Genomic DNA, 23,558 nt, shown 5'->3' on the forward strand with positions numbered 1-23,558 from the left:
CGCGAGGCGGTATCGTCGATCGGCATGGCTCGCGGCGTCGGCGAGATCACCGGAGCGGCGGCGCTCGGCAGCGTCGGCGGCACCGCGCTCGCGCTGCTGATCCCCGCGCTCGTGTTCTGGGCCCTGTCGCGGCGGCTGCGGCGCCAGGCGGCGCTCGAGAAGGCCTCGCTGGACCCGACGACGGCGCCGCCGGCGAGCGGACCGGCCGCGCTCGCCGGCACCGTCGAGGTCTCCGACGGCGGGGCCGCGCCGGTCGAGGTCGTCATCGCGGAGGAACGCGACGGCACCGACTGGCGCGAGGTCAGCCGGACCGTCACCGCGCGCCCGTTCGTCCTGCGCCTCGCCGGCGGCGTCGCCGTGCGCGTCGAGCCCGGCGCGGACCCGCTGCTGCTCGACGCGCTGGGGCCCGCCCAGGGGTCCCGCGAGGCCCGCCGCCAGCGGTTCGCCCGGCTGTCCGCGGACGAGCCCGTGTTCGTCCGCGGGCTCCTGCGCGTCAGCGGCGACCCGCGGGGCGGCGACCCGTATCGCGGCGCCGAGGCCTTCGTGCTCTCCGCCCCGCCGCGGCGTCGACTCGTGCTCTCGACCGAGGCGCTCAGCGGCGCCCTCGAGCGCCGGGCCGACGACCTCTTCGCCCGCTGCGCGATCCTCCTGGTCCTCCTCGGGATCGGCGTCCTGCTCTACCTCGACGTCTACCTCGCCGCGGTGGCCTGGCTCGTCGCCGACGCGCCGCCGCCGTCGCTGCAATCGACGTCTACTTCTGGGTCATCCTCGTCTCGCGCTCGGCGATCGTCGGCGCCGTCGCCTCGGCGTGGAGCGAGCGGCCCTGGTACGTCCGCCGCGGGCTGCGGAGTTGATGTCTCTCCGAACATGTCCCGTGGGACATGCCCTTTGGTTCAGGCCGAGCGCGGCTCGATGCCGCGCCAGAACGTCTCGACCACGCGCTCGCGATAATCCTCGCCGAGCTCGGGGGCGGCTGAGCCGAGGGCGTGCTTCATGAAGTGAGGCACCTGCAGGCTCGAGCTGAACGCCGTGGCTAGCGCGGTCGGCGAGGGCGCCACGATGCGGCCCTGCTCGGCCAGGCGGGCGAACCACCCGACCATCGCGCGGTGGGCCGGCATCCCGGGCCAGCCTTCCTTCTCCCAGTTGAGCACCTTCGCCGGGTGGGTCTTGGCCGCCGACAGCACCGAGATGCACGGCAGTTGCTGGACCAGGAACGCGTCGATCTTGGCCGCCAGCTCGCGCATCTGCTCGAGCACCGGGCGGGCGTCGGGGCCTTGCTCGATCTCCGCCACCCATGGCGGCGTGCGGGGATCAGCGCCCGCACCATCAGCTCTTGCTTGGTCCGGAAGCGCTTGAACAGGGCTGCCTGCGACACCCCGAGCTCCTGGGCGATCACGTCCGTCGACACGCTCGGGCCGTGCTCGAGGAAGCACCGGCGCGCGGTGTCGAGGAGCTCCTCGTCGGTGAAGGAACGCGGTCGCATTGGCCGATTGGAGGGTGCCACCTTCCATTGAACACGCCACCCTCGTCAATCATCGGTCGCTCACACCCGCGCGCCTGCCGCGGTGCGTGTGGACGCGCTCGCCCTCGCCGGGTCGGCCCGGGCGCCGCGGGACCCGGCGCGATTCCGCACATGCAGCGAACGGCCTCTCAGCCCCGGTCAGGCCGCAGAATTCAAAGTAAGTGATGGCTCATTTATTTTTCTTGCACCCGCCCTGGGCCCGAGTTAGAACGTGGGCACTCACTAACTAACTCCCTCCCAAGGCGCGATTTGCGCCTGCCCTAAATCGCCGGACATTGTCATCACCTGTGATGACAAGGCCCTGGTCGATGCATTGTGGCGCGTGAATGATACGCGCGCGGACAACCGTAGCGATTCACCAATTGAGGCGGCCAGCACCATGACATCCGTGCACTTCTCGCGCCTGCTGCTCGGGGCGGCGCTGTTCCTTCCATTCGCGTGTGACAGCGGCGACCAGCCGAAGATCGGGCTGCCGCCCGCGCGGGCGGCCGACGGGGCTGACGCGCCCAGGGTCCCGGGTCCGCCGCCGCGGCCCGAGCAGGGCGTCGCCGCCGGTCCGGCCGTCGCCAGCGCCGCCGGCCGCTACGTCTCCACTGCTTTGCCGAAGCACAGCGCCGACCTCAGCCCGCGCATGAGCGGCACTCTGGTCGACGTGATGGTGGAGGAGGGCGAGCGGGTCAAGAAGGGCCAGCTGCTGTTCCGCCTCGACGCCCGCGCCAGCCGCCTCGGCATCGCCCAGGCCGAGACCTCCTTGCAGGCCGCGACCATCAGCCGCGACAACGCCGAGCGCGAGCTCGAGCGCCAGCGCAAGCTGGCCCAGAGCGGCAGCATCTCCCCCGCCGTGCTCGAGCGGGCCGAGCACGCCTTCACCGCGGCGAGCAACGGCATCACCCAGGCCGAGGTCGCCCTGTCGATGGCCAGGCGCAACAGCGGCGACTCGACCGTCTCCTCCCCGATCGACGGCGTCGTCACCAAGAAGCTCAAGAACGTCGGCGAGTCGGTGACGATGATGCCGCCGACCGTCGTGATGGTCGTGCAGGACCAGTCGGTCATCGAGCTGCGCGCGCGGATCCCCGAGACCGCGCTCAAGACCATCCGCGAGGGTCAGACGATCACCGCCCACTTCAGCGCGCTCGAGCTGGCCCGCAGCGCCACCGTCGTGCGCATCCAGCCGACCGTCGACGCGCAGACGCGCACGATCGAGATCGTCGCCGACGTCGACAACGCCGACAACCTGCTGCGCCCCGGCATGTACGTCGAGGTCGAGCTGGCCGCGCCGGCCGCCGAGGTCGCCGCCGCCCCCGCCGAGCCCGCCAAGAAGGCCCAGAAGGCCCAGCCCGTCGCCAGCGCCAAGCGCAAGCGGTCCTCGGCCGCGGGGGCCCGCTGTGAAGCTCGCCGAAGTATCGATCAAGCAGCCCGTGTTCGCGGCGATGCTGATCGCCGCGCTCATGGTGTTCGGCCTCTACGCGCTGCCGCGCATCGGGGTCGAGATGTTCCCGAGCGTCGAGTTCCCGGTCGTGACGACCACCGTCGTCTATCCCGGCGCCGACCCGGCGACCATGGAGTCCAAGGTCGCCGACCCGATCGAGGAGGCGCTGCAGTCGCTGAGCGGCGTCAAGCGCATGACCTCGCGCAACTACGAGGGCGTCACCGCGGTGATCCTCGAGTTCGAGCTCGAGGTCAACGGCGACCAGGCCGTGCAGGACGTCCGCGACAAGGTCGCCGCGATCGAGCGCGAGCTGCCGACCGGCATCGACCCGCCGACGGTGCAGAAGCTCGACGTCGGCGCCACCCCGGTGCTCTCGGTCGCCCTCGCCGGCGACCTGCCGATCGGCGAGCTGACGCGCATCGCCAAGGACGAGGTCAAGCAGCGCATCCAGCAGATCCCCGGCGTCGGCATCGTCGACGTCATCGGCGGCCGCGAGCGCGAGATCAAGGTCCTCGTCAACCCCGCGCGCATGACCGGCTTCGGCCTCACCGTCGACGACGTCATCAACGCGATCAAGGCCGGCAACCTCGAGCTGCCGGCCGGCTACATCAAGAGCGGCGGCAACGAGCTCACCATCAAGACGAAGGGCGAGATCAAGAGCGCCGGGGAGATCGGCGACATCGTCATCGTCGGGGTCGGCGGCGCCGCGATCCGCGTCAAGGACTGCGCCGAGGTGCTCGACGACGTCGAGGACGCCCGCTCCGCCTCCTACCTCGACGGCAACGCCGCCATCGGCCTCATCGTCCGCAAGCAGAGCGGCGCCAACGTCGTCGCCCTGGCCGACCGGATCCGCGAGGAGCTGGCCGAGATGGAGCCGCAGCTGACGAAGCACGGCATCACCGCGGCGATCCCGACCGACAACTCGGTGTTCACCGAGCACGCGATCCACGACGTGCAGTTCGACCTCGCCCTCGGCGCGGCGCTGACCGTCCTCCTGATCCTCATCTTCCTCCACGACTTCCGCGCGACCTTCATCGCCGCGGTGGCGATCCCCACCAGCATCGTCGCGACCTTCGCGTTCATGAGCTACCTGGGGTTCACCTTCAACAACATCTCGATGCTGGCGCTGTCGCTGTCGATCGGCATCCTGGTCGACGACGCGATCGTCGTCATCGAGAACATCTACCGCCACCTCGAGATGGGCAAGGGCCGCATGCGCGCCGCCCTCGACGCGACGTCGGAGATCGGCCTCGCCGTCATCGCCACCACCCTCTCGCTGGTCGCGGTGTTCGTGCCGGTCGCCTTCATGAAGGGCATCATCGGCCGCTTCTTCTTCCAGTTCGGCATCACCGTCTCGGTCGCCGTCCTGCTGTCGATGCTGGTCTCCTTCACCCTGACGCCGATGCTGTCGTCGGTGCTGATGCGCCACGGCCACGAGCACCAGCCGGGCTGGTTCGCGCGCGCCTTCAACCGCGCCTTCGGCGTGTTCGAGCGCATCTACACCGCCATCCTCGGCTGGGCCCTGCGCTGGCCGTGGACCACCGTGCTGCTGGCGATCCTCTCGCTGGTCGGCTCGGTCGCCCTCGTCACCCGCGTGCCCGGCGAGTTCATGCCGAGCCAGGACCGCTCGCAGTTCGCCGTCCAGGTCGAGCTGCCGACCGGCACCGGCCTCGAGGCCACCATCCACACCGCCGAGGCGGTCGCCGCCGACCTGCGCGAGCACCTGCCGGGCGTCAAGACCACCTTCACCACCATCGGCGGCGGCCAGCAGGCCCAGGTCAACAAGGCCGAGATCCAGGTCATCCTGATCGGCCGTCACGACCGCGGCTTCGGCCAGCGCGACGCCATGCAATGGGTCCGCGACCGCATGCTCGGCATCGAGGGCGTCCAGGTCACCGTCGCCGAGATCAGCCCGCTGGGCGGCGAGGGCGGCCGCAGCCAGCCGATCCAGTTCTCGATCCGCGGCAACGACCTCGCCGAGATCACCGCCGCCGCCACCGCCCTGCGCGACGAGCTGGCCCAGACCGGCAAGTTCGTCGACCTCGACATCACCTTCCGCGGCGGCAAGCCCGAGCTCGCCGTCCACGTCGACCGCAACAAGGCCGCCGACCTCGGCGTCCCGATCGCCTCCGTCGCCCGCACCATCCGCTCGCTGATGGCCGGCGACACCATCTCCGACCTCAAGGACGGCGCCGACATCTACGACGTGATCGTGCAGATGCCGGAGGCCCAGCGGACCCAGATCGAGGCGCTCAGCAACCTCAAGGTGCGCGCCACCACCGGGCAGATGATCGACCTCGCCAGCCTGGTCCGCATCGAGCGCGAGTCGGGCCCCAGCGAGATCGAGCGCCAGAACCGCCAGCGCCAGGTGCTGCTGCTGGCCAACCTGCGCGGCGCCACCCTCGGCGAGGCGCAGAAGCTGCTCGACGAGGCGGCCGCCCGCGTCATCCCCGGCCACCTCAACACCGGCTACATCGGCAACGCCGAGATGATGAAGGAGTCGTTCGAGGCGATGATCCTCGCGCTCGGCCTGGCGGTCGTGCTCGTCTACATGATCCTCGCCGCCCAGTTCAACAGCTTCGTCCAGCCGGTCGTCATCATGATCTCGCTGCCGCTGTCGGTCATCGGCGCCTTCGGCGGGATCTACCTCGCCGGCATGACCCTCAACGTGTTCTCGTTCATCGGCCTCATCATGCTGATGGGCCTCGTCACCAAGACCGCGATCCTCCTGGTCGACTTCACCAACGACGAGCGCAAGCGCGGCCAGGAGATCGTCCCCGCCCTCGTCAGCGCCGGCCGCGTCCGCCTGCGCCCCATCGTCATGACCGCCGCCGCGACCATCTTCGGCATGGTCCCCGTCGCCCTCGCCCTCGGCGAAGGCGGCGAGGCCCGCGCGCCGATGGCCGTCATCGTCATCGGCGGCATGATCACCTCGACCGTGCTCACCCTCGTCGTCGTCCCGGTCTCGTACCTCCTGTTCGACCGCATGGTGACCGCCCGCTCGACCCGCTGGATCGCCCGCAAGCTGTTCGGCGACGCCCCCGCCGAGAAGCTCGACTAGCACCGTGACATGGCCCTCGGGACAGCCTGTCCCGAGGGCCATCCGCCGTCGCCCCGCGACGGACCCGTCTGAAACACCTTCACTGTCACTTCGGACTCCGGCGCCCGCCCCTGCGCGGCGGCGCCAGATCGAGCACTGCCGCATGATCGCCATCGCCTCCCTGTTCGTGGTCGCCCTCGCCGCCCCGCCGTCCGACGCCGCCGCCGTGCCCGACCCGCGCCGGGCCGCCAGCCCCGACTCGGCCGCCTCCCAGGCCCTCGCCGTCGACACCGACGAGCTCGAGCGGATCTTGCGCGAGAGCCCGCTCGGCAAGGGCCTGGTGCCGGTGGCCGGCGGCCTGACCGACGACGCCGTCGCCGAAAAGGCCGTGGCCGCCTCGCCGTCCCTGCAGATCAAGCAGGAGGCGATCGAGCGCGCGGCGGCCCGCGTCGACCAGGCGATCGTCAGCTTCCTGCCGACGCTCGGCGTCAAGGCCAGCTACTCGCGGCTGTCGAAGGCCGCGATCAACTTCGGCGGCGGCGCCAGCGTGGCCGCCGTCAACGGCCCGTCCGAGGGCGTCGCGCCGATCACTGTCGGCGACTGCCCCGGCGGCCAGGGTCAGTGCGCGCTCGACCCCCAGGGCGTGCCGCTCGTCATCACCCCGCCGTTCAAGATCCAGATCCCCCTCAACTCCTACTCGCTCTCGGCCAACCTCTCGGTCCCGATCTCCGACTACATCCTCTCGCTCGCGCCCGCCCGCAAGGGCACCCTCGCCGCGCGCGAGTCGGCCGTGTTCGCCCGCGACGCCGAGCGCGTCAAGGTCCAGACCGACGCCCGCCTGGCCTATTACAACTGGCTGCGCGGCGTCGCCTCCCTGGTCGTGATCGAGGACTCGCTGGAGCGGACCCGGTCGCGCCTCGTCGACGCCGAGAACCTGTTCAACGCCGGCTCCGCGACCCGCTCCGACGTGCTCCGCGTCGACGCCCTGGTGTCCTCGCAGCAGAGCGCGATCGCCGACGCCCGCGCCTTCCGCAAGATCGCCGAGCGCAACCTCGCGGTCATGATGAACGAGCCGACCCGCGCCTACGACGTCGGCGAGGACATCCTCGCCCCGCCGCCCGACCTCGGCGAGCTGCCGTCCGTCGACGACCTCATCACCGAGGCGCAGGCCAATCGCCTCGAGGTCCGCTCGCTCGAGCGCGCCGTCGACGGCACGCACCAGAACATCCGCGCCACCCGGGCCCAGTACTACCCGCGCCTCGACGCCTTCGCCGACGCCCTGTACGCCAACCCCAACCAGCGCTTCTTCCCGCTGTCGCCGGTGTGGCGCGCGTCGTGGTCGGTCGGCGTGCAGCTCAGCTACACGATCAACCAGAGCCTGCGCACCAAGGCCCAGGTCCGCGAGCTCAAGACCAACAAGCGCGAGCTCGTCCTGCAGGCCGAGCTGATGCGGCGCGCGATCGCCATCGAGGTCGCCCAGGCCTACCACGACCGCGAGCGCGCCCTCGCGGCCATCGAGCTCAGCACCCGCGGCCTCGCCTCGTCCGTCGAGGCCTACCGCGTCGCCAGCGAGAACTACAAGCTCGGCGCGGCGACGACCAACGAGATCATCGCCGCCGAGGGCGAGCAGGTCCAGGCGGCCCTGCGCGCCGTCAACTCGCGCATCGACCTCCACGTCGCCACGACCCGCCTGCTGTACGCCACCGGCCGCCTGAACCCCAAGTGAGCCGCGGGCGCCAGCGCCCGCGGCGGCCCGGCCCGTCGTGCTAAGAGTCATCGCTAGCCGATGACGACCCGCGCCGACGACGACACCGACCCCGAGACCGAGGCGACCGAAGTCGAGGACGACGACGACGACGTCGAACCCGAGCCGCCGCCCGAGCCGACCTTCGGACGCGAGGAGTTCCTCGAGTGGCGCTCGCCGCGTCCCGGCACCGCCAACCCGGAGCGAATGACCAATCCGGTGTGGGTGTGGATCATCCGCGCCGGCGTCAACGCCTGGGCCGCCAACAAGCGCTTCGACGGCCCCACGGCCCTCTACGCCGGCCCCGGCTGGTGCTTCGAACGCTTCGGTTGCAGCAGCACCGAGCTGCCCGACGGTCGGATCGTTCAGATCGCCGGCGAGCACGAGGATTACTACGACTCGGACTTCTACATCTACAACGACGTGATCGTGCGCCACCCCGACGGCCACATCGACATCTTCGGCTACCCGCGCGACGTCTTCCCGCCGACCGACTCTCACTCCGCCACGCTGGTCGGCGACCGCATCATCCTCATCGGCAGCATCGGTTACACCGGCGAGCGCAAGTACGGCCACACCCCGGTGCTCGCGCTCGACCTCGCGACCTTCGCGATCTCCACCATCCCCACCGGCGGCACCCCGCCCGGGTGGATTTCGAACACACCGCGACGCTGACGGACGACGGCCGCGCGATCGTGGTGCAGCGCGGCGAGCTCGACCGCGGCAAGGGCCAATCGATCGTCGAGAACATCGACGACTGGCGCCTCGACCTCGACACCTGGCAATGGGAGCGTCTCACCGATCGCCGCTGGCCTCGCCGCGAGTTCCGCCGCAGCGACGGCGAACGCAACCGTCTGTGGGAGCTCGGCCAGGCCTGCTGGTATCGCCAGGTCGGCTGGGCCAAGGAGCTCGCGGAGGAGCTCACCAAACTCGACGCCGCGCTGGGAGCCCCGCCCGACCTCGACCTCGCCGAGCACCTGTACCGCCCGTCGGTCGCCCACGAAGTCATGCCCGACGAGGACGACTCGTTCGACACCACCCGCATCCGCGTCGACGGCGTGGTCGTCCGCTTCGTGCGCGGCGGCTTCGAGCTGCAGATGACCGTCGAGGGCGAGCTGCCCGAATCGACGGTCGACGCGATCGCCGAGGAGCTGCGCGACAAGCTGGCGACCCTCGAGCAGACGTCGTACACACTGAACACGCTGTGAGGTCGGCGCCCGCGGGGTGTCGACCATCGTCCGACATCCTGGCCGGGGCCCGCTGAAACGCGTCGCGCACTTCGTCCGTGACGGCGTTCGCGTGGCCCGAAATTGTTGCCCGGCATGACCGGATGCGCCGCGGACACGCACTACCGCTCGAGGTCGCGTTCGTCTCGCCGGCCATGCATCCGTCATGACCTCGCCTCGAAGCTCTCCCACCACCAACGCCAGCGCCTGGCAGGCGCTGCGCGATTACCTGGCGGAAGCGTACAGCAATCAGGACATGCGGCTCCTGCTCGAGCTGACCTTGCTCGCCGAGGCCGGGTCGCGGCTGCCTGACGAGCGGGTCTCGCCGCAGGAGTACGCCAACACCCTGTGCGGCCTCATTCAGCGCCACTCCGGTTACCCGCTGCCCGAGTTTTGGAAGCAGCTGGCCGACGACCGCCCCTTGCGCGCCCCCGAGATCTACAAGCTGCGCGCGATCTTCGAGGCGGCGATGGCCGCGTCCGGTCGTCCGCCGCCGCCGCCGCCGAGGCCGGCCCGACGCGGGCAGTTCACCGTCCCGCCGCTCCTCACCGCCGCGCTGATCACCGCCATCGGCGTCGCCGGCACCTACTGCGCGCTCGCCCGCACCGACAACCCCGACCTCGGCAAGCCCGGGATCGAGTGCAACGACGGCACGCCCTCGGCGACCTGTACGGAGCCCCGCTCCGGCTGCTGCTCGCGTCACGGCGGCATCAAGCGCGTCGAGCCGAAGTGACCGCGCGAGCCCTTCGCGACGCGTTCACGGCCCCGTTCATCCCCTCGTTCTCCCAGGACTCGACGTCTCCATGCACGATCACGACCACGCGGCCACCCTCTCGCTCGGCGGTCCGAACGGCATCCGCATCCACCAGGCCACACTCGAGCGGCGAGAGCCCGTCCCGCAGGCGCGCCTCGCCGACGCGCGCACGCGCGGGCTGGTCCAGCGCGGCCTGGCGACGCACGGCCGGCTCGTCGTGATCGCGGTGGCCGTGCTCGGCAGCGTCGTCCTGCTGTCGTGGATCGGCCTCGTCAGCAGCTTGTCGCTGCCGGGTCTGTTGTATCTACCGGGAATTGCGATCGCCGCCGCCCTGTGGGTCGCCGCCGGCGTGATCCACGTGCTCTCGCGCGGCAGCCAGCGCTCCCTCGACGCGGCGCGCGAGCAGCAGATCCTCGCCCTCGGCGCGCGCGTGCGCGGCCCGCTGACGGTCGCCGACGTCGCCCACGCGCTGCGCCTCTCGCTGGCCGAGGCCGAGGCCGCGCTCACCGAGATGAGCCGCAGCGGCCACGTCCACGCCGACGTCGACCTCGACACCGGCCACCTCCAGTTCTCTCTCGCCGTCCGCCCCGCATCCCTCGCTCAGGACCACCGCCCATGAATCAGCCATCGCTCCTCCCGCCTCCGCGCTCGCACGCCGCACCGCTCGCCACCCCGCCGATGTTCGACCCCGCGTGGGCCAGCGGCGCGGTCCAGCCGGGCGCCGGTCACCAGCCGCAGTTCTATCCCCCGCCCGGTCACCCGCAGGCCGTCGTCGGCGGACCGATGCCGATGCAAGCCGCGCCGTACCCCGGCCAGGCCTACCCGCAGCCGATCAACATCGTCGTGCAGAACACCAACACGATGACCCAGGGCCCGACCGCCGGCGCGCTGGTGCGGGTCGCCGACCGCAACAAGTGGGTCGCCGCGCTCCTCGCCTTCTTCCTCGGCGGGCTCGGCGTGCACAAGTTCTACCTCGGCCAGACCGGCATGGGCATCGCCTATCTGCTGTTCTGTTGGACCTTCATCCCCGTGGTCATCAGCATGATCGAGACGATCATGCTGGTGCTGTCCAGCGAGCGCGAGTTCGACGTGCGCTTCAACTCGCAGCTGGCCCGCTAGTCGTCGCCCTCCTGCGAGGTGTGGCGGCGACACCGTAGAAAGCCCGAGCACGACAGCGACGGGATCACTTGTTACCGTCGCATGCGTGGCCGACCCCATCCGCGTCTCTCGAGCAGTCCTGTTCGTCGCGCTCGTCTGCGCCTGCACGCAGCCGCGAGAGCGCCCGGCCGCCGCCGAGGTCGCGCCGGCCGTCGCGCCTCCGCCGGCGGAGCCATCGCCGCCGGCCGACGATCCCGCCGCTGCCGATCGCGTGCGCGACCTGGCGCTCGTCTTCGATCCCGAGGCGTGCGTCGCCGAGGGCGAGACGCTGCTGCGTGCGCACCCGAACGACAGCCGGCTGCGCGCGTGGACCCTCGCCTGCGTGGCCGACAGCGGCCGGCGACTCGAGGCCGAGGCCCTCGCCGAGCAGCTGCGGACCGAGCGGCCCGACGATCCCTGGGCGGAGTTCGCCCGCGTCGCCGTCGGGCTCGTCGATCCAGAAAACCCGGACCGGGGCGCGCTGCTCGCCGCCGAGGCCCTCACGACCCGGCTGGACAATCACCCCGACATCCTCCGCCTGCGCGCGCGGCCTCCTCGGCTTCGAGCGCACCGACGACGCGATGGCGCTGGCGGACGCGCACCCCGAGGTGCTGCAGCCGGCGCGCGCGCGGGCTGCTGCAGCGCAGTCAGGTCGCGCGCGACCAGCTCCCCGCGGCCCTCGCCGAGGTCGAGAAGGTCCATGGCGTCGCCGCGATCGAGGTGGCCCTCGCCACCGCGCAGGCGCTCGCCCAGGCCGAGCGCCCCGCCGACGCGCTGACGTGGATCGCCAGGGCCGTCGAGGCCTCGCCGGGCTCGGTGCGACTGCACCAGCAGCGGTGGAAGCTGCTGCGCGGCGCGCCCGAGCGCAGCGACGACGAGCGACGCGCGGCGATCGTGCAGGACATCGACGCCTTGCTCGCGCTGCGCGGGCAGCAGCCGTCAACCCTGCTGGCGGCCGCCGACGCGCTCCGCGAGCACGGCCAGGCCCAGCGCGCCGACGACCTCGAGCGCCGGATCGCCGGCGAGTTCGACGGCAGCCCCGCGCACGAGCTGCTGCTGTACCGAAAGATCACCGCCGGGCTCGGCCCCGACGGCAAACCGAAGCCCGAGCAGCGGCCCGTGATCGACGCCTTCCTCGCGCGCCCGCAGCTGCACGATCCGTCGCTGCGCGAGGAGGTCGGCCGCCTGCGCTTCGAGCTCCTGCGCGCCGACCCGGCCACCCCCGCCGACGAGCTGCTCGCGGCGATCGAGTTCACGCGCATCGCCGGCCGCATCGACCTCAACACCCCGTACTCGCACGGGCCGATCGCGCTGGCCGAACGCGGCGTCCACCTGGAGCGCGCCGAGGCGCTGGTGCGCGAGGGGCCCGCCGCGTTCGACCGACTCGTCGCCGAGCTCGCGGCCGCCGGGATGCCCGACGAGATGCGCGACATCATCCGGCGCGACATGCTCGGCGTGAACTACGACGCGCTCGGCGTGGTGCTCCTCGCCACCGGTCGATCCGCCGAGGCCGAGGCCGCGCTCCTGCGATCGCAGGAGGTGAGCCCCGGCTACCCCGAGAGCCTCGCGCGCCTGGCCGCCCTCGCGCGCGGGCGCGGCGACATGGACGCCGCCGAGGGCTACCTCGCCGCCGGCTTCGAGCTGGAGCTCTTCCAGCGCGAAAATCCGTGCAAGCGGATGCTCGCGCAGATCTACCGCGAGGAGCACGGCGACCTCCGAGGTTATGAAAAGTACCTCGACAAGATCCGCGCGCGCGCCAGGGAGCTCCGGCGCGCCAGGGTGATCGCCGCCCGGGCCGCCTCCCCCGCGCCTGCGCCGGCCTTCGCGCTCGAGCGCCTCGACGGCGCCGAGATCACCAACGAGTCGCTGCGCGGCAAGATCGCGGTGATCAAGTTCTGGTTCACGACATGCAAGCCGTGCATCGACGAGCTTCCCGAATTCGAACAGCTGATCAGGGACTACGCCCGCGACCGCGACGTCGAGATCTTGACGATCCACTTCGGCGGCGAGAAGGACGAGGTCGCCCGGTGGATGCGCGAGCACAAGCACCGCTTCCCGGTGCTGCTCGACGCCGGCTTCTGCCAGAAGGCCGGGGTCGAGATGTTCCCGACCTTCTGGGTGCTCGACCGCGAGGGCCGGCTCGCCTACACGCTGCCCGGCGCGTCCGAAAACCTGCGCGAGGAGTTCGCCTGGCGCATCGAGTCGCTGCGCGGCTGAGGGTCGCCGCAATCATCGCACTCGCATCGCTGCACATTCGCGGGCCGAATGTCGACAGTCGCGAATCGAAGCGCGCGTAGCTCGCGGCCCACGCCTCGCTCGTGACGCGCCCGTAACCTCGCGCCGCCCCCGCCGCTGCGGAGAGCGCGGTCCTCGTCATCGGGGCGGCAGGCGCCCGCGAATGTGCACTGCGACGGTCGTCCGGGCGTACACGCGCGCCGCGGCCGACGAACTGTGCGTCGCTGCGCAGCATCGCTCCGCGCGCGCGGATCCGTGCGCGGGGATCTTCTTAGGCCATAGGCGCATGTGTGCAGTCGGATGCCGTCGCGGAAGGCCCCGTGTTGACGGGCTCTCGCCGCTGCACCTATCTTGCGAAACGAGGGCCCGGCCCCTACGGATGGCTGTCGACGTTTCCAATCCTTCTTCGGTTTTGCAGTCGAGCGACGCGATCTTCACCCTCGACGTCGGCGGCGCCTCGCTGCGGGTGGTTCGCTTCACCGGGCGCGAGGCCATCTCGAGTCCGTTCGAGTTCGCGATCGAGGTCGCCGCCGTCGACCTCGACACCGAGGGCATGCTCGGGCAGTCGGCGCTGCTGACGATCGAGGGCGCCGAGAGCCCGCGCCACGTCCACGGCATCATCTACGACGCCGAGTACATCGGGCACACCCGCGAGTTCGACCTCTACGCGTTGAAGCTCGGCCCCTCGGCGCACCTCCTGCTGCACCGCAGCGACTGCCGGATCTTCCAGGACAAGACCACCCAGCAGATCGTCAGCGAGGTGCTGACGAAGGCCGGCGTGGCGAAGGACCGGTTCCGCTTCGCGCTGTCGGCCAAGTACGAGCCGCGCAACTACTGCGTGCAATACCGAGAGACCGACCTCGCGTTCGTCAGCCGCCTGCTCGAAGAGGACGGCATCTGCTACTGGTTCGAGCACGACGAGAGCCGCCACGTCTGGGTGATGGCCGACAGCAGCCAGGCCCACCCCGCGATCGGCGGCAGCTCGACGGTGTGGTTCAACCCGCCCGACGGCGCCGTCCAGGATCGCGAGCACATCAAGGAGTTCCGGTTCGGCGGACGGATCCGGACCGGCACTGTCTCGCTGCGCGACAAGAACCTCCACAAGCCCGACCAGGCCATGGAGGTCAAGGAGACCGGCAAGGCCAAGCCCGAGCTCGAGGTCTACGACTTCCCCGGCGAGTACCAGGACCCCGGCCGCGCCGGCCCCAACGAGGGCGCCGTGCTGGCGAAGATCCGCCTCGAGGAGCTGCAGGCGACCCGGCGCAAGGGCAGCGGCGACAGCGACTGCCCGCGGCTGACCCCCGGGCACACGATGACGCTCGCCAGTCACCCGCAGCAGGAGCTCAACACGCAGTACCGGATCACCGAGGTCCACCACCGCGGCGAGCAGCAGCAGGTGCTCGACCACGACGGCCAGAAGGCGAGCTCGTACGACAACAGCTTCGGCGTCACCGAGCTCAAGGTCCCGTACCGCCCGGCCCGCGTGACGCCGCGACCGGTGATGCGCGGCCTGCAGTCGGCGGTCGTCACCGGCCCCGAGGGCGAGGAGGTCCACGTCGACAAGTACGGGCGCGTGCGGGTCCAGTTCCACTGGGACCGCGAGGGCAAGTTCGACGAGACCAGCACCTGCTGGGTGCGCGTCAGCCAGCTGTGGGCCGGCAACGGCTGGGGCGCGATGTTCATCCCGCGCATCGGCCACGAGGTCCTGGTCGACTTCCTCGAGGGCGACCCGGACCGGCCGATCATCACCGGCCGCATCTACCACGGGCAGAACGAGGTGCCGTACCCGCTGCCCGAGCAGAAGACCAAGAGCACCATCAAGTCCGACAGCTCGCTCGGCGGCGGCGGTTACAACGAGTTCCGCTTCGAGGACAAGAAGAAGGAGGAGCAGATCTTCCTCCACGCCGAGCGCAACATCGACGTGCGCGTCAACAACGACGCCTTCTCGACGGTGTGGAACAACTCGCACGTGACCGTCGGCCACGAAGAGGGCGGCAAGGCCGGCGACAGCTTCGTCCAGCTGTTCCACGACCATCACCTGACGATCCACCGCCACACCAAGGCCCACCTCGGCGGCGACGTCGAGCTGCTGGTCGGCGGCATCGACGGCGTCGGCCGCGTCGACATGCACCTGCTCGGCGACAAGCTCGAGCTCATCGACGGCGACCGCAACGAGCACACCCGCAAGAACACGCTCGAGAAGGTCGACGGCCACGTCTCGCGGATCGTCGACGGCAACGAGCAGACGACCATCGGCGGCCGCCTGGCGATCGAGGCGGCCGACGAGATCCACCTGCGCTCCTCCAAGATCGTCCTCGACGCCGGCAGCGCGCTGACGATCCAGGGCCCCGGCGGGTTCATCACCATCAATTCCGGCGGCATCTACATCAAGGGCAACATGGTCTACATCAACAGCGCCGGCGCCCCGGTGCGCGGGACCGACGCCGCGCCGAACACCGCGCGCGACGCCAACGACGCCGCGCCGACCGCCGCGACGCCGTCCGAGCGCGGCTCGAAGTGATGCGGGGCCCGCCGCCGCGAGGAGGACGATGCCGACCTACAACCCGGGCTCCCCGTACCGCCTGACGAGCCGGTGGAACCCGGCGCGCAAGCACCCGACGAGCGGCAAGGTCCAGCCGCACCGCGGCGACGATTGGGGCGCCCCCGAAGGTACCCCCATTCCCGCCGCGGCCGACGGCTCGGTGGTGTTCAACGGGTGGGTCGGCGGCTACGGCAACACGATCGTGCTCGAGCATACGATCCGCGGCCAGACGGTCCACACGCTCTACGGCCACATGAACGTCGCCTCGCCGCTGGCCGTCGGCACGCAGGTGACCGCGCGCCAGACCGTCGGCACCGTCGGCATGACCGGCGGCGTCAGCTCCGGCAACCACCTGCACTTCGAGGTCATGCCCGGCGGCACGCCCGGGCGGCCCAACCTCGCGCGCGGCCACTCGACGGTCGACCCGCACACCTTCGACTTCCCCGACGGCGGCGGCGGTCAGCCGGCCGAGACCGGCGGCGGTCCGTGGTCCTACCCGTTCGAGGGCAACGAGAACCAGAAGGCCAACGAGGGCACCTTCCTCGGCGTGCTCGGCGGCCAGGAAGGCGCGCTCGCGCGGACCGACGACGGCTTCTACCCGATCGGCGGCAACAGCCTGTGGCACGGCGGGATCCACTTCGACGAGCACAGCAAGGCCACCCTCGACCAGGAGAAGGGCGTCCGCTGCATCCGCGAGGGCGAGATCGTCGCCTATCGCGTCGACAAAGAGTACCCCCACGTCGAGTTCCCGAACGGCGCGCGCGCCCTCTTCTCGCGCGGCTTCGTCCTCGTCCGCCATCGCCTCGAGATCCCCGACGGCGAGCCCGACAAGCGGCCCAAGCTGGTGTTCTACAGCCTGTACATGCACCAATGGACTTCAAGGCCTACAAGGACGACTCGAAGCTGACCCGGCCCGAGCACTGGAGCTCGCCCGATCGCTTCCGCGTCGGCGACAAGGCCAAAGACCGCCAGGAGCCCGGCGCCGGGCCGCCGATCACCGGCGAGCTCGAGGGCATCTGCGGCGAGGACGGCACCTGCAACACGGTGCCGATCCCGCTGCCGCGGCCGCGCCCCGTGTCGTGATCGCGGCGGGCGACCCCGACGAATCACCGCAGTGATTCGCGGCTACGACGAGAACGAGGTCAGCCGCTTCTGCCCGGCGCGGCCGGGCATGGCGTGACCGGATCTTCGACGCCCGCGCGCTCGTCGAACGGCGGCGCCTCGCCGCTCGACAGCGCCGCCGCGGCCTCCTTCTGCGCCGGATCGGCCTCCTCCTCGGGGGCCTGCGCCAGCCGCTCCGAGGCCATCGCGCCGAGCTGCTCGAGCCGCGCCGAGATGTTGGCCGGCGTCGCGAGGTCGAGGACCTGCGTCATCCACCCGGGCTCGCCCTCCTTCACGTCGCGGACGAGGCACAGCAGCTCGATCAGCCGGCACACATCCTTCTCCTTGACGATCCCGTGCAGCGCCGCGCTGCCGAGGCCCTTCTCGATCATCGCCGTCACCCCCTGGCCCCCGAGCGCCGCGCTGAGCAGCGGGAAGCGCTCGCCGAGGTGGGCCACCATCCGCTCCTGAAACCCGCGGACGCTGCGCTGGCGGAAGTCGTCCATCTGTTCGCGCGTGATCTTCAGCATGGCTTCACATCGAGAAGGTCTGCAGGGCCGCGGTGTCCGGCCGCTCGAACACGATCCGGTCGATGCCGGCGAGGAACTCCTTGCGCTGCTCGGGCGTGATCGTGGCCGCGAACGCGTGCATCACCCGCGGGTCGTAGTAGCGGAAGAACAGCCGGTGCGCCTCGCCCTCGGCCTCGACCATGAGGAACTGACGGAAGTGCCGGCGCACCGCCACGAATTCGCGGGCGCTCTCGACGTAGATCCCCCACGCGTCGCCCCAGCCCTCCTCGACCAGCCGCTGCAGCAGCCCCGAGTCGGCGCGCAGCTGGACCAGGTACGGCGCGACGTCGTCGTAGGCCCGCCCCTGCTCGCCGTCGTACAGCGACGCGTAGGCGTCGACGCTCTCCTCGAGCAATTGCAGCGCGCGGTCGGAGCGAGCGGCGTCGACGATCGCGTACAGCCGACCGACCTTGCTGCGCGGCTGCAGCTCGGCGAGCGCGGCCTTGGCAGCGTCGCTCGGCTTCACCGGCCCGGGCGGTGGGCTGTAGTCCTCGACGAGGAAGCGGAAGGTGGTCGCGCCGGCGGTCATCCACCCGCGATGCGCCAGCTCGCCGTGCCAGGCCGGCTCACCGTTGATGGTGAGCCGGTGCGGATCGATCGCCTGCACCTGGGCGCACACGCCGTCCCAGAGGATCTGGAATGCGGCGACCCTGCCGCGTCGGCTTCGACCACGAAGTCGGCCTTCGCGGTGCCGACGGTGCGCGGCACCCCGGGCTCCAGCACCAGCTTGTGCCACGCCTCGCGGCCCGACCACACCTGCAGCACCCCGCGGCGCCGCACCGGCGGCCCCGGCGGCAACAAGGGGTAGCGCTTGAACGTGTAGTCGAGCTCCTGCAGCTGATCGGCGTAGCGCGGATCGGTCTCCTCGAATTCGCGCGCGGCGATGAGACCGATGTCGATCCGCGCGCGGTCGTCCTCGTGCGGGACGCGGCCGCGCGCGGTGGTGCGGGCCAGGAGCTCGAGCTGGTCGGCGATCCGCCGCAGCGTCGCCGACTGCGACGGGTCGAGCGCCTGCGTGCGCGCCCGGGCCTCGCCCAGGACCTGGGCGAAGGCGTCGCGCGAGACGATCCGCATGAGGTCGGCCATGACGCGTCACATCCCGACGGGCGGGTGGAACTTGCGGGGGATCATCAGCTGCGTGCCGCCGCCGGGGCAGCGGACGATCTTGTCCGGCGCCGGCTTGTCCTTCTGCTTGTACGACCAATCGTCGTCGATCGCCGCGCTGGTGCTCTGGAGCGCCAGCGCCTCGTCGTCGCCGAACTCGACCGGCCGCGTCTCCCGCGTCACCGGCGGCGGTCGCGGCGAGTCGCCGACCATCGGGTACACCGTCGACGAGCAGCCGAGCTGCTCGGCGGTGGTCTTCTTGTCGGCGGTGAAGTACTGCCCGAGCCCCGCGCCGGGGATGCAGTGCTGATACAGCGTCTGCGCGGCGACCGACACGACCCCGACCGGGTGCGACAGGTCGATGCCCTTGATGTGCGAGAGGATCTGGCTCGGCTTGAGGGTGCCGATGTGCGCCGCGTAGAACTGGTAGGCGACCGCGAAGCGCGCCGACATGCGCTCGTGCGGCAGGTCGTCGCCGGGCCCGGCCAGCTCGTGCTTGCTGGCGTCGACGTCGACCATCGCGTCGCGGCCCGCGCGAGCGCCCGGCGGCGGCTCCTCGTCGTCGAGCGTCGCGGTCTCGGGGTCGGGCGGGCGCGGCTGGGCCGAGTGGTCGTGGGTGTCGAGGTCGTCGCGCCGCGGCTTCTCGCACTCCTCGCAGAACGGGGTGCCGCGGCGCGCCGCGTTGCGCATGGTGAAGCACTGCGTCGAATCGCCGATGATCACCGTGGGGCAACCCGCCGCGATCAGGTCGCCGGAGATGTGGACGCCCGGGTCGGTGCGCCGCGCGGCCTGCCGCGAATTGATCAGCACCGTCGCCGAGCCCTGCTTGATCTTGTCGGCCGGGCCGAGCGGGAAGCAGACGATCGCGTCGCCCTCGCGCGCGGCCGGCAGGAAGCCGATGATCACGTTGGCGCTGCCGCTGTGGATCGGGCCGCCGACGTGCGCCGGGGCCCCGGGGTGGGGACAGACGTGAAAGTCGCTGATGCGCGCGGCGTCGGGCATGCATCCACCGATGCGGGTGACCGTCGCATCGTAACAGAACAGAACCCGCGACGAGAGCCGCGCGAGCTACGTCGGTACGAGGTGCGACACCGCCGACATGACGCCAACGTCAGCGAAGGCGGAGCGCTCCGCTTCGCGCAGATCGGCGCGGCGGAGACACCCGTGCGGTGATCGCCGTGGAGGACCCCCCGGTGCGCCCGACACGCTCGCAGTTCCGAGCGCGTTCGGCGTCATGCCGCCGTCACCATGCGAAGAAATCGCCCCAACACGCGTAGTTCAATTCGCGGCCGCGCTTCTGGCAATACCGCCGGGCCTTCTTCGCGCACCAATCGTCGGGGACGTCGCCCAACCTGACCTTGAGACGAAACGCCGGGCGCGTCGCGTCGGGGGCGAAGCCCTCGCAGTTGGCCAGGCAATACGCGGCGTCGTCCGCCGCGAGGATGTCGACGATGCAGCCCCAGCTCCCGGCCGGCACGTCCGCCATGAATTCGTCCGAGCCCGGCTCGTCCGGCGAGGGCAGCGCTGCGAGAGCGCCGAGGAGCACGCAGATTTCTCTCATAAAAAAGAACATGACGGTCCGTCCTGCTTCCGCGCCGCGAGGGCGACGACCGCGGAGGATGACGCGAGCGGGCACCCCGTCCAGCGGGCTCGGCGTCGTCGTACTGGCCGTTCGCCGCGGCCCGGCTGCTCCTCACGCCGAGATTTTTTATGATGTCGGCCATGAAGGACAAGATCATCGTCATCACCGGCGCGTCGATGGGGATCGGCGAGGCGCTGGCGAACGTCTGTCACGCGCGCGGCGCGACGATCGTGCTGGCGGCCCGCAACGCCGAGGCGCTGGCCGCGGTCGCCGGCCGCCTCGGCGAGCGAGCGCTCGCCGTCCCCACCGACGTCTCGCGCCGCGCGGACAACGAGCGCCTCGTGCAGCGGACGCTCGCCGAGTTCGGTCGGCTCGACGTCTTCGTCGCCAACGCGGGCCGGGGGATCTCCCGCATGCCCTCCCAGCTCACCGACGACGACGTCGACGACATGATCGCCACCAACTTCAAGTCGGTGCTCTACGCCGTGCAGGCGGTCCTGCCCCACTTCAAGGAGCGGCAGCGCGGCCAGCTCGTCGCCGTCTCGTCGATGCTCGGGCGCATCCCGTTCACGCCCGTCCGCAGCGCCTACAGCGCGGCCAAGGCCGCCGTGAACTCGCTGATGACCAGCGTGCGCCTCGAGCTGCGGCCGCAGTTCCCCGAGATCCACGCGACCACGGTGCTGCCCGGCGTGGTCGCCACCGGCTTCGGCGACAACGCCCGCCACGGCGGCCTCGACTCGCGGCAGCTCCCGGGCGCCCAGCCGGTCGAGGAGGTCGCCGAGATCATCGCCGCCGCCATCGAGAAGCCGCGCGCCGAGGTGTTCACGCGCCCCGAGATGCAGGCGTTCCAGGCCAAGTTTTATGCGGCCGAGGACGTCGCGACGATCGAGGCCGGGCTCGGCGGCCCGCCGCCGTCTCGCTGACGCCACGAAAAAATCGGCGCAGGTGTGGTGATTGCCGACTCCCACCAGCGGGTTCGGCGCTCGCAAGTCCCCACCCGCGCCTCGCCGCGAATCATGCCTGTCTTTTTAGACATGTGATGATTCACCCCGCGCCTCGCGGACGCATCCGCTCACGCGCATGAGGTCCACGAGCCGCAAGGTTGCGGCCTCGGGCCAGGGCTGCGCGACCTCTCGACGAAGGCCGCGTCGATCCTCTACCGTCGCCTCATGGCGATCGACGCGAGGCGAAGCAAGTGGGTGGCGCTCGGGCTCACGTGGGCGGCGGCGTGCGGGCAGGTCGGCGATCCGAACGAGAGCGAGACCGTCGACGCCGCCACCGACGCGACCGCCGGGACCTCGACGAACACCACGAGCGACACCGCCGACGCGCCGACCACCGGCAGCACGAGCGTGCCCGGCACCACCGACGCCGACGAGACCACCAGCACGACCGGGCCGGTCGCCACCGACACCGGCCCGACCTCGACCGGCACCACCGACACCGGCGAGCCGCCGCCCGTGCCGGTCGGCACGATCGCCGAGCTGCTCGTGCCGTTCGACGTCAATCAGGAGGACCTCGTCGGCCCCGCGAGCTGGGAGTCGCAGTACGGCAAGCCCCCCGAGATCGTCGCGGTCCCGCTCGGCGCCGCGATCGACGTCCTCGTCCAGGACTACGCCCAGGGCCCCGACGGCCACGCCTACGTCCTGCGCCTCGAGCCGAGCGCCGACGACTACGTCATCACCGCCGTGCTCGAGCCGGCGATGCTCGACAAGGTCATGGGCCTCGCGCGCGACCCCGACGGCCAGCTCTACGTCGCCAGCGGCGTCGCCGAGGGCGACACCCTCACCCTCGACGACCCGCAGCCGGGCCAGCACCGCGGCGGGATCGTCCGCGTCGTCAAGCAGTCGTGGGACGGCGCCGTCCACTTCGACACCGACGTCGACCTCGGCCGCGAGTCCGTCGCGCCCGACTCCGAGCCGATCATCAACCCCATGGTCGCCGGCACCGCGCGGCTCGCCTGGGGCGACGGCGCCCTGGCCCTCGTCCACGGCAACAACACCGACACCGACTGGAACATCATGGCGCGCCACCAGAAGGCGCTCACCACCCACCTCGACGCCGGCTCGGGCGCTGTCACCCGCACCTCCTCGATCTGGGTCAGTCACTCCTTCGACCACCGCCTGTTCCACGACGGCACCGGCTTCCTCGAGCTCCACCTCGGCGACGCCTTCCCCCGCGACGTCACCTTCGCCCGCGTCGAGCCCGACAGCGACCCGTACTCGCTGCTGGGGATCAAGGGCAACACCGGCAACAACAACACCTTCACGCGCCTGGGCAACGCCGCGCCGATCGACGGCGACCCGACCTGGGGTTACCTGGCGCTGTTCGCCACCGAGTCGACCACGGGCACCGGCGATCTGGTGTCCGGCTCGCGCGAGCTGGCGATCGTGCGAGTCCGCCGCGATTTCGAATCGTCGCCGCCGGACAGCGGCATGCACCTCGACCCTGCGCTGCCCGACACCTTCGATGTCGAGTCGGGCGGCGAGCCGCGGCAGAACCGGCTGCGCTGGCTCACCCACTATCAATCCGAGACCGGCGGCACGACCCACGCCGAGCGGCCCAAGCTGGTGCCGCTCGGCGACGACACCTACGTCGTGCTGTGGGAGCGCTGGGACGGCGCGCAGCCGGCCTTCGCCGGGACGTGGGGCATGGTCATCGACGCCACCGGCGAGGCGCTGGTGCCGGCGGCGCTGGTCGCCGACACCCACCTGCCCCGCGGCGACGACGCCTTCCCGCTCGAAGGCAGCGCCGCGTGGATCACCGGCGACGCGGCCGCCCGCCAGCTCGACATCCACATCGTCGACGCCCAGCTCGGCTACCGCCACGTGGTCGTCGAGTGAGCGGCCAATCATCATACATGTCCCAATAGACATGTATGGTGATGCAGCTCGCCGCTCGCTCGCTTGTGCCGCGGCGTCACCCTTGCGAGTCTTCGCCGGCGAGTCCGTCGGGCTCAAGTCTCCGGTCGCTTGCGGCGCGGCCTTTTGCCGGCGCGGGAGCGGCGGGCGATGGCCTCGTCGTGCGCCTCGCGGAGCGCGCGGAAGGCCTCCGGATCGCCGCCGCGGTCCGGGTGGGTCACCAGCGCTCGCTGGCGAAAGGCTGTGCGGATCTCCGCGACCGTGGCGTGCGGCGTCAGGCCGAGGAGCTGCCAGATGGAAGCCTGCTCCGGCTCCCGGCTCGCTCGCGGCGCCGCGCGCGAGCCCTCGCCCGCGGCCTGCGTGAACGGCGGCTCGCCCATCAGCACGCGGCCCCACGCGCGCGCCCACAGCGGCTCGATCTGCACCAGGGCGCGTCCAGCAGCCTTCTCCGCCCGGCGCAGCGCCTCGTCCGGCGTGCGCGCGCCCCCTTCCGACGCGTCCGGCCGGCGAAATGGTTCTCGTGAGGGCGGCGCGGTCCACCACGCGGCCCACAGGAAGCGACGCCGCCGCGTCGGGGCGATCGAGACGGCTGCTGCGAACAGCTCGGACACGCTGCGGATGGTACCCGAACTTCGTCGCAGCGAACGCCAGAGTCCGGCGGCGAGCCGGCGAGCGCATCACTCGCCGGAGCGGCGGCGGGGTCCGGCGCTGA

Annotated in this window: 22 protein-coding genes and 2 pseudogenes; 16 read left to right on the forward strand and 8 right to left on the reverse strand. The window is 71.2% G+C overall.

Going from position 1 to position 23,558, the window contains the following annotated elements:
* The first annotated feature begins 24 nt into the window (after window positions 1–24).
* Entirely contained in the window at window positions 25–951 is a 927-nt protein-coding gene (locus OV079_RS33625; protein ID WP_267773364.1) for a hypothetical protein, read from the forward strand.
* Here OV079_RS33625 and OV079_RS33630 read toward each other — a convergent pair.
* Both OV079_RS33630 and OV079_RS59040 read right to left on the reverse strand, forming a co-directional pair.
* Entirely contained in the window at window positions 894–1,292 is a 399-nt protein-coding gene (locus OV079_RS33630) for a hypothetical protein (RefSeq protein WP_267773367.1), read from the reverse strand. The genes OV079_RS33625 and OV079_RS33630 overlap by 58 nt on opposite strands.
* Window positions 1,293–1,333: 41 nt before the next feature.
* Window positions 1,334–1,483: pseudogene (locus tag OV079_RS59040) on the reverse strand (helix-turn-helix domain-containing protein); the annotation flags it as partial.
* 670 nt (window positions 1,484–2,153) lie between these two features.
* Between OV079_RS59040 and OV079_RS59045 the strand changes: the two are divergent.
* The 13 genes and pseudogenes from OV079_RS59045 to OV079_RS33695 all read left to right on the forward strand — a co-directional run.
* Window positions 2,154–2,792 (forward strand): annotated as a pseudogene (locus tag OV079_RS59045) (efflux RND transporter periplasmic adaptor subunit); the annotation flags it as partial.
* 148 nt (window positions 2,793–2,940) lie between these two features.
* Window positions 2,941–6,012: an efflux RND transporter permease subunit gene (locus tag OV079_RS33640; protein ID WP_267773369.1), complete on the forward strand. Its 3,072-nt coding sequence runs from the start codon at window positions 2,941–2,943 to the stop codon at window positions 6,010–6,012.
* 142 nt (window positions 6,013–6,154) lie between these two features.
* Window positions 6,155–7,717, forward strand: a complete 1,563-nt coding sequence (locus tag OV079_RS33645; RefSeq protein ID WP_267773371.1) for a TolC family protein — start codon at window positions 6,155–6,157, stop codon at window positions 7,715–7,717.
* A 60-nt stretch (window positions 7,718–7,777) separates the two neighbouring features.
* Entirely contained in the window at window positions 7,778–8,410 is a 633-nt protein-coding gene (locus OV079_RS33650; RefSeq protein ID WP_267773372.1) for a hypothetical protein, read from the forward strand.
* A complete protein-coding gene (locus OV079_RS33655; protein ID WP_267773373.1) occupies window positions 8,383–8,943 on the forward strand; it encodes a hypothetical protein in 561 nt (186 codons plus the stop codon). Before OV079_RS33650 ends, OV079_RS33655 begins: the two co-directional genes overlap by 28 nt.
* Before the next feature lie 184 nt (window positions 8,944–9,127).
* The gene (locus OV079_RS33660; RefSeq protein WP_267773375.1) at window positions 9,128–9,694 is read left to right on the forward strand and encodes a hypothetical protein; all 567 of its coding nucleotides are present in this window, start codon (window positions 9,128–9,130) and stop codon (window positions 9,692–9,694) included.
* 70 nt (window positions 9,695–9,764) lie between these two features.
* Window positions 9,765–10,334, forward strand: a complete 570-nt coding sequence (locus OV079_RS33665; RefSeq protein WP_267773376.1) for a hypothetical protein — start codon at window positions 9,765–9,767, stop codon at window positions 10,332–10,334.
* Window positions 10,331–10,834, forward strand: coding sequence for an NINE protein (locus OV079_RS33670; RefSeq protein WP_267773377.1), 504 nt, complete (start codon window positions 10,331–10,333; stop codon window positions 10,832–10,834). The genes OV079_RS33665 and OV079_RS33670 overlap by 4 nt, the downstream gene beginning before the upstream one ends.
* Window positions 10,835–10,919: 85 nt before the next feature.
* The gene (locus tag OV079_RS33675) at window positions 10,920–11,630 is read left to right on the forward strand and encodes a hypothetical protein (protein ID WP_267773378.1); all 711 of its coding nucleotides are present in this window, start codon (window positions 10,920–10,922) and stop codon (window positions 11,628–11,630) included.
* Entirely contained in the window at window positions 11,573–13,069 is a 1,497-nt protein-coding gene (locus tag OV079_RS56425) for a redoxin domain-containing protein (protein WP_267773379.1), read from the forward strand. Before OV079_RS33675 ends, OV079_RS56425 begins: the two co-directional genes overlap by 58 nt.
* A gap of 430 nt (window positions 13,070–13,499) precedes the next feature.
* Window positions 13,500–15,608, forward strand: coding sequence for a type VI secretion system Vgr family protein (locus OV079_RS33685; protein ID WP_267773382.1), 2,109 nt, complete (start codon window positions 13,500–13,502; stop codon window positions 15,606–15,608).
* A gap of 28 nt (window positions 15,609–15,636) precedes the next feature.
* The gene (locus OV079_RS33690; RefSeq protein WP_267773383.1) at window positions 15,637–16,536 is read left to right on the forward strand and encodes a M23 family metallopeptidase; all 900 of its coding nucleotides are present in this window, start codon (window positions 15,637–15,639) and stop codon (window positions 16,534–16,536) included.
* Window positions 16,500–16,712 (forward strand): hypothetical protein, encoded by a 213-nt coding sequence (locus OV079_RS33695; protein WP_267773384.1) that lies wholly within the window; start codon window positions 16,500–16,502, stop codon window positions 16,710–16,712. The genes OV079_RS33690 and OV079_RS33695 overlap by 37 nt, the downstream gene beginning before the upstream one ends.
* Before the next feature lie 59 nt (window positions 16,713–16,771).
* On the opposite strand, the gene OV079_RS33700 is transcribed toward OV079_RS33695, so the two are convergent.
* From OV079_RS33700 to OV079_RS33720, 5 genes are all read right to left on the reverse strand, one after another.
* Window positions 16,772–17,260: a hypothetical protein gene (locus tag OV079_RS33700; RefSeq protein ID WP_267773386.1), complete on the reverse strand. Its 489-nt coding sequence runs from the start codon at window positions 17,258–17,260 to the stop codon at window positions 16,772–16,774.
* A gap of 4 nt (window positions 17,261–17,264) precedes the next feature.
* On the reverse strand, window positions 17,265–17,918 hold the full coding sequence (locus OV079_RS33705) for a DUF4123 domain-containing protein (protein WP_267773387.1): 654 nt from the start codon (window positions 17,916–17,918) through the stop codon (window positions 17,265–17,267).
* Window positions 17,825–18,385, reverse strand: coding sequence for an immunity protein Tsi6 family protein (locus OV079_RS33710; protein WP_267773388.1), 561 nt, complete (start codon window positions 18,383–18,385; stop codon window positions 17,825–17,827). The genes OV079_RS33705 and OV079_RS33710 overlap by 94 nt, the downstream gene beginning before the upstream one ends.
* 6 nt (window positions 18,386–18,391) lie before the next feature.
* Window positions 18,392–19,405, reverse strand: a complete 1,014-nt coding sequence (locus OV079_RS33715) for a PAAR domain-containing protein (protein ID WP_267773389.1) — start codon at window positions 19,403–19,405, stop codon at window positions 18,392–18,394.
* Between the two features lie 241 nt (window positions 19,406–19,646).
* On the reverse strand, window positions 19,647–19,949 hold the full coding sequence (locus tag OV079_RS33720) for a hypothetical protein (protein WP_267773390.1): 303 nt from the start codon (window positions 19,947–19,949) through the stop codon (window positions 19,647–19,649).
* Between the two features lie 176 nt (window positions 19,950–20,125).
* Between OV079_RS33720 and OV079_RS33725 the strand changes: the two genes are divergently transcribed.
* Both OV079_RS33725 and OV079_RS33730 read left to right on the forward strand, forming a co-directional pair.
* Entirely contained in the window at window positions 20,126–20,908 is a 783-nt protein-coding gene (locus tag OV079_RS33725; protein ID WP_267773391.1) for an SDR family oxidoreductase, read from the forward strand.
* 246 nt (window positions 20,909–21,154) lie between these two features.
* On the forward strand, window positions 21,155–22,828 hold the full coding sequence (locus tag OV079_RS33730) for a hypothetical protein (protein ID WP_267773392.1): 1,674 nt from the start codon (window positions 21,155–21,157) through the stop codon (window positions 22,826–22,828).
* Window positions 22,829–22,941: 113 nt separating this feature from the next.
* Here OV079_RS33730 and OV079_RS33735 read toward each other — a convergent pair whose 3' ends face one another.
* Window positions 22,942–23,457, reverse strand: coding sequence for a DnaJ domain-containing protein (locus tag OV079_RS33735; protein WP_267773394.1), 516 nt, complete (start codon window positions 23,455–23,457; stop codon window positions 22,942–22,944).
* Between the last annotated feature and the right edge of the window lie 101 nt (window positions 23,458–23,558).

The organism is Nannocystis pusilla, from assembly GCF_026626665.1.
GTDB classification, from domain to species: Bacteria; Myxococcota_A; Polyangia; order Nannocystales; family Nannocystaceae; genus Nannocystis; species Nannocystis pusilla.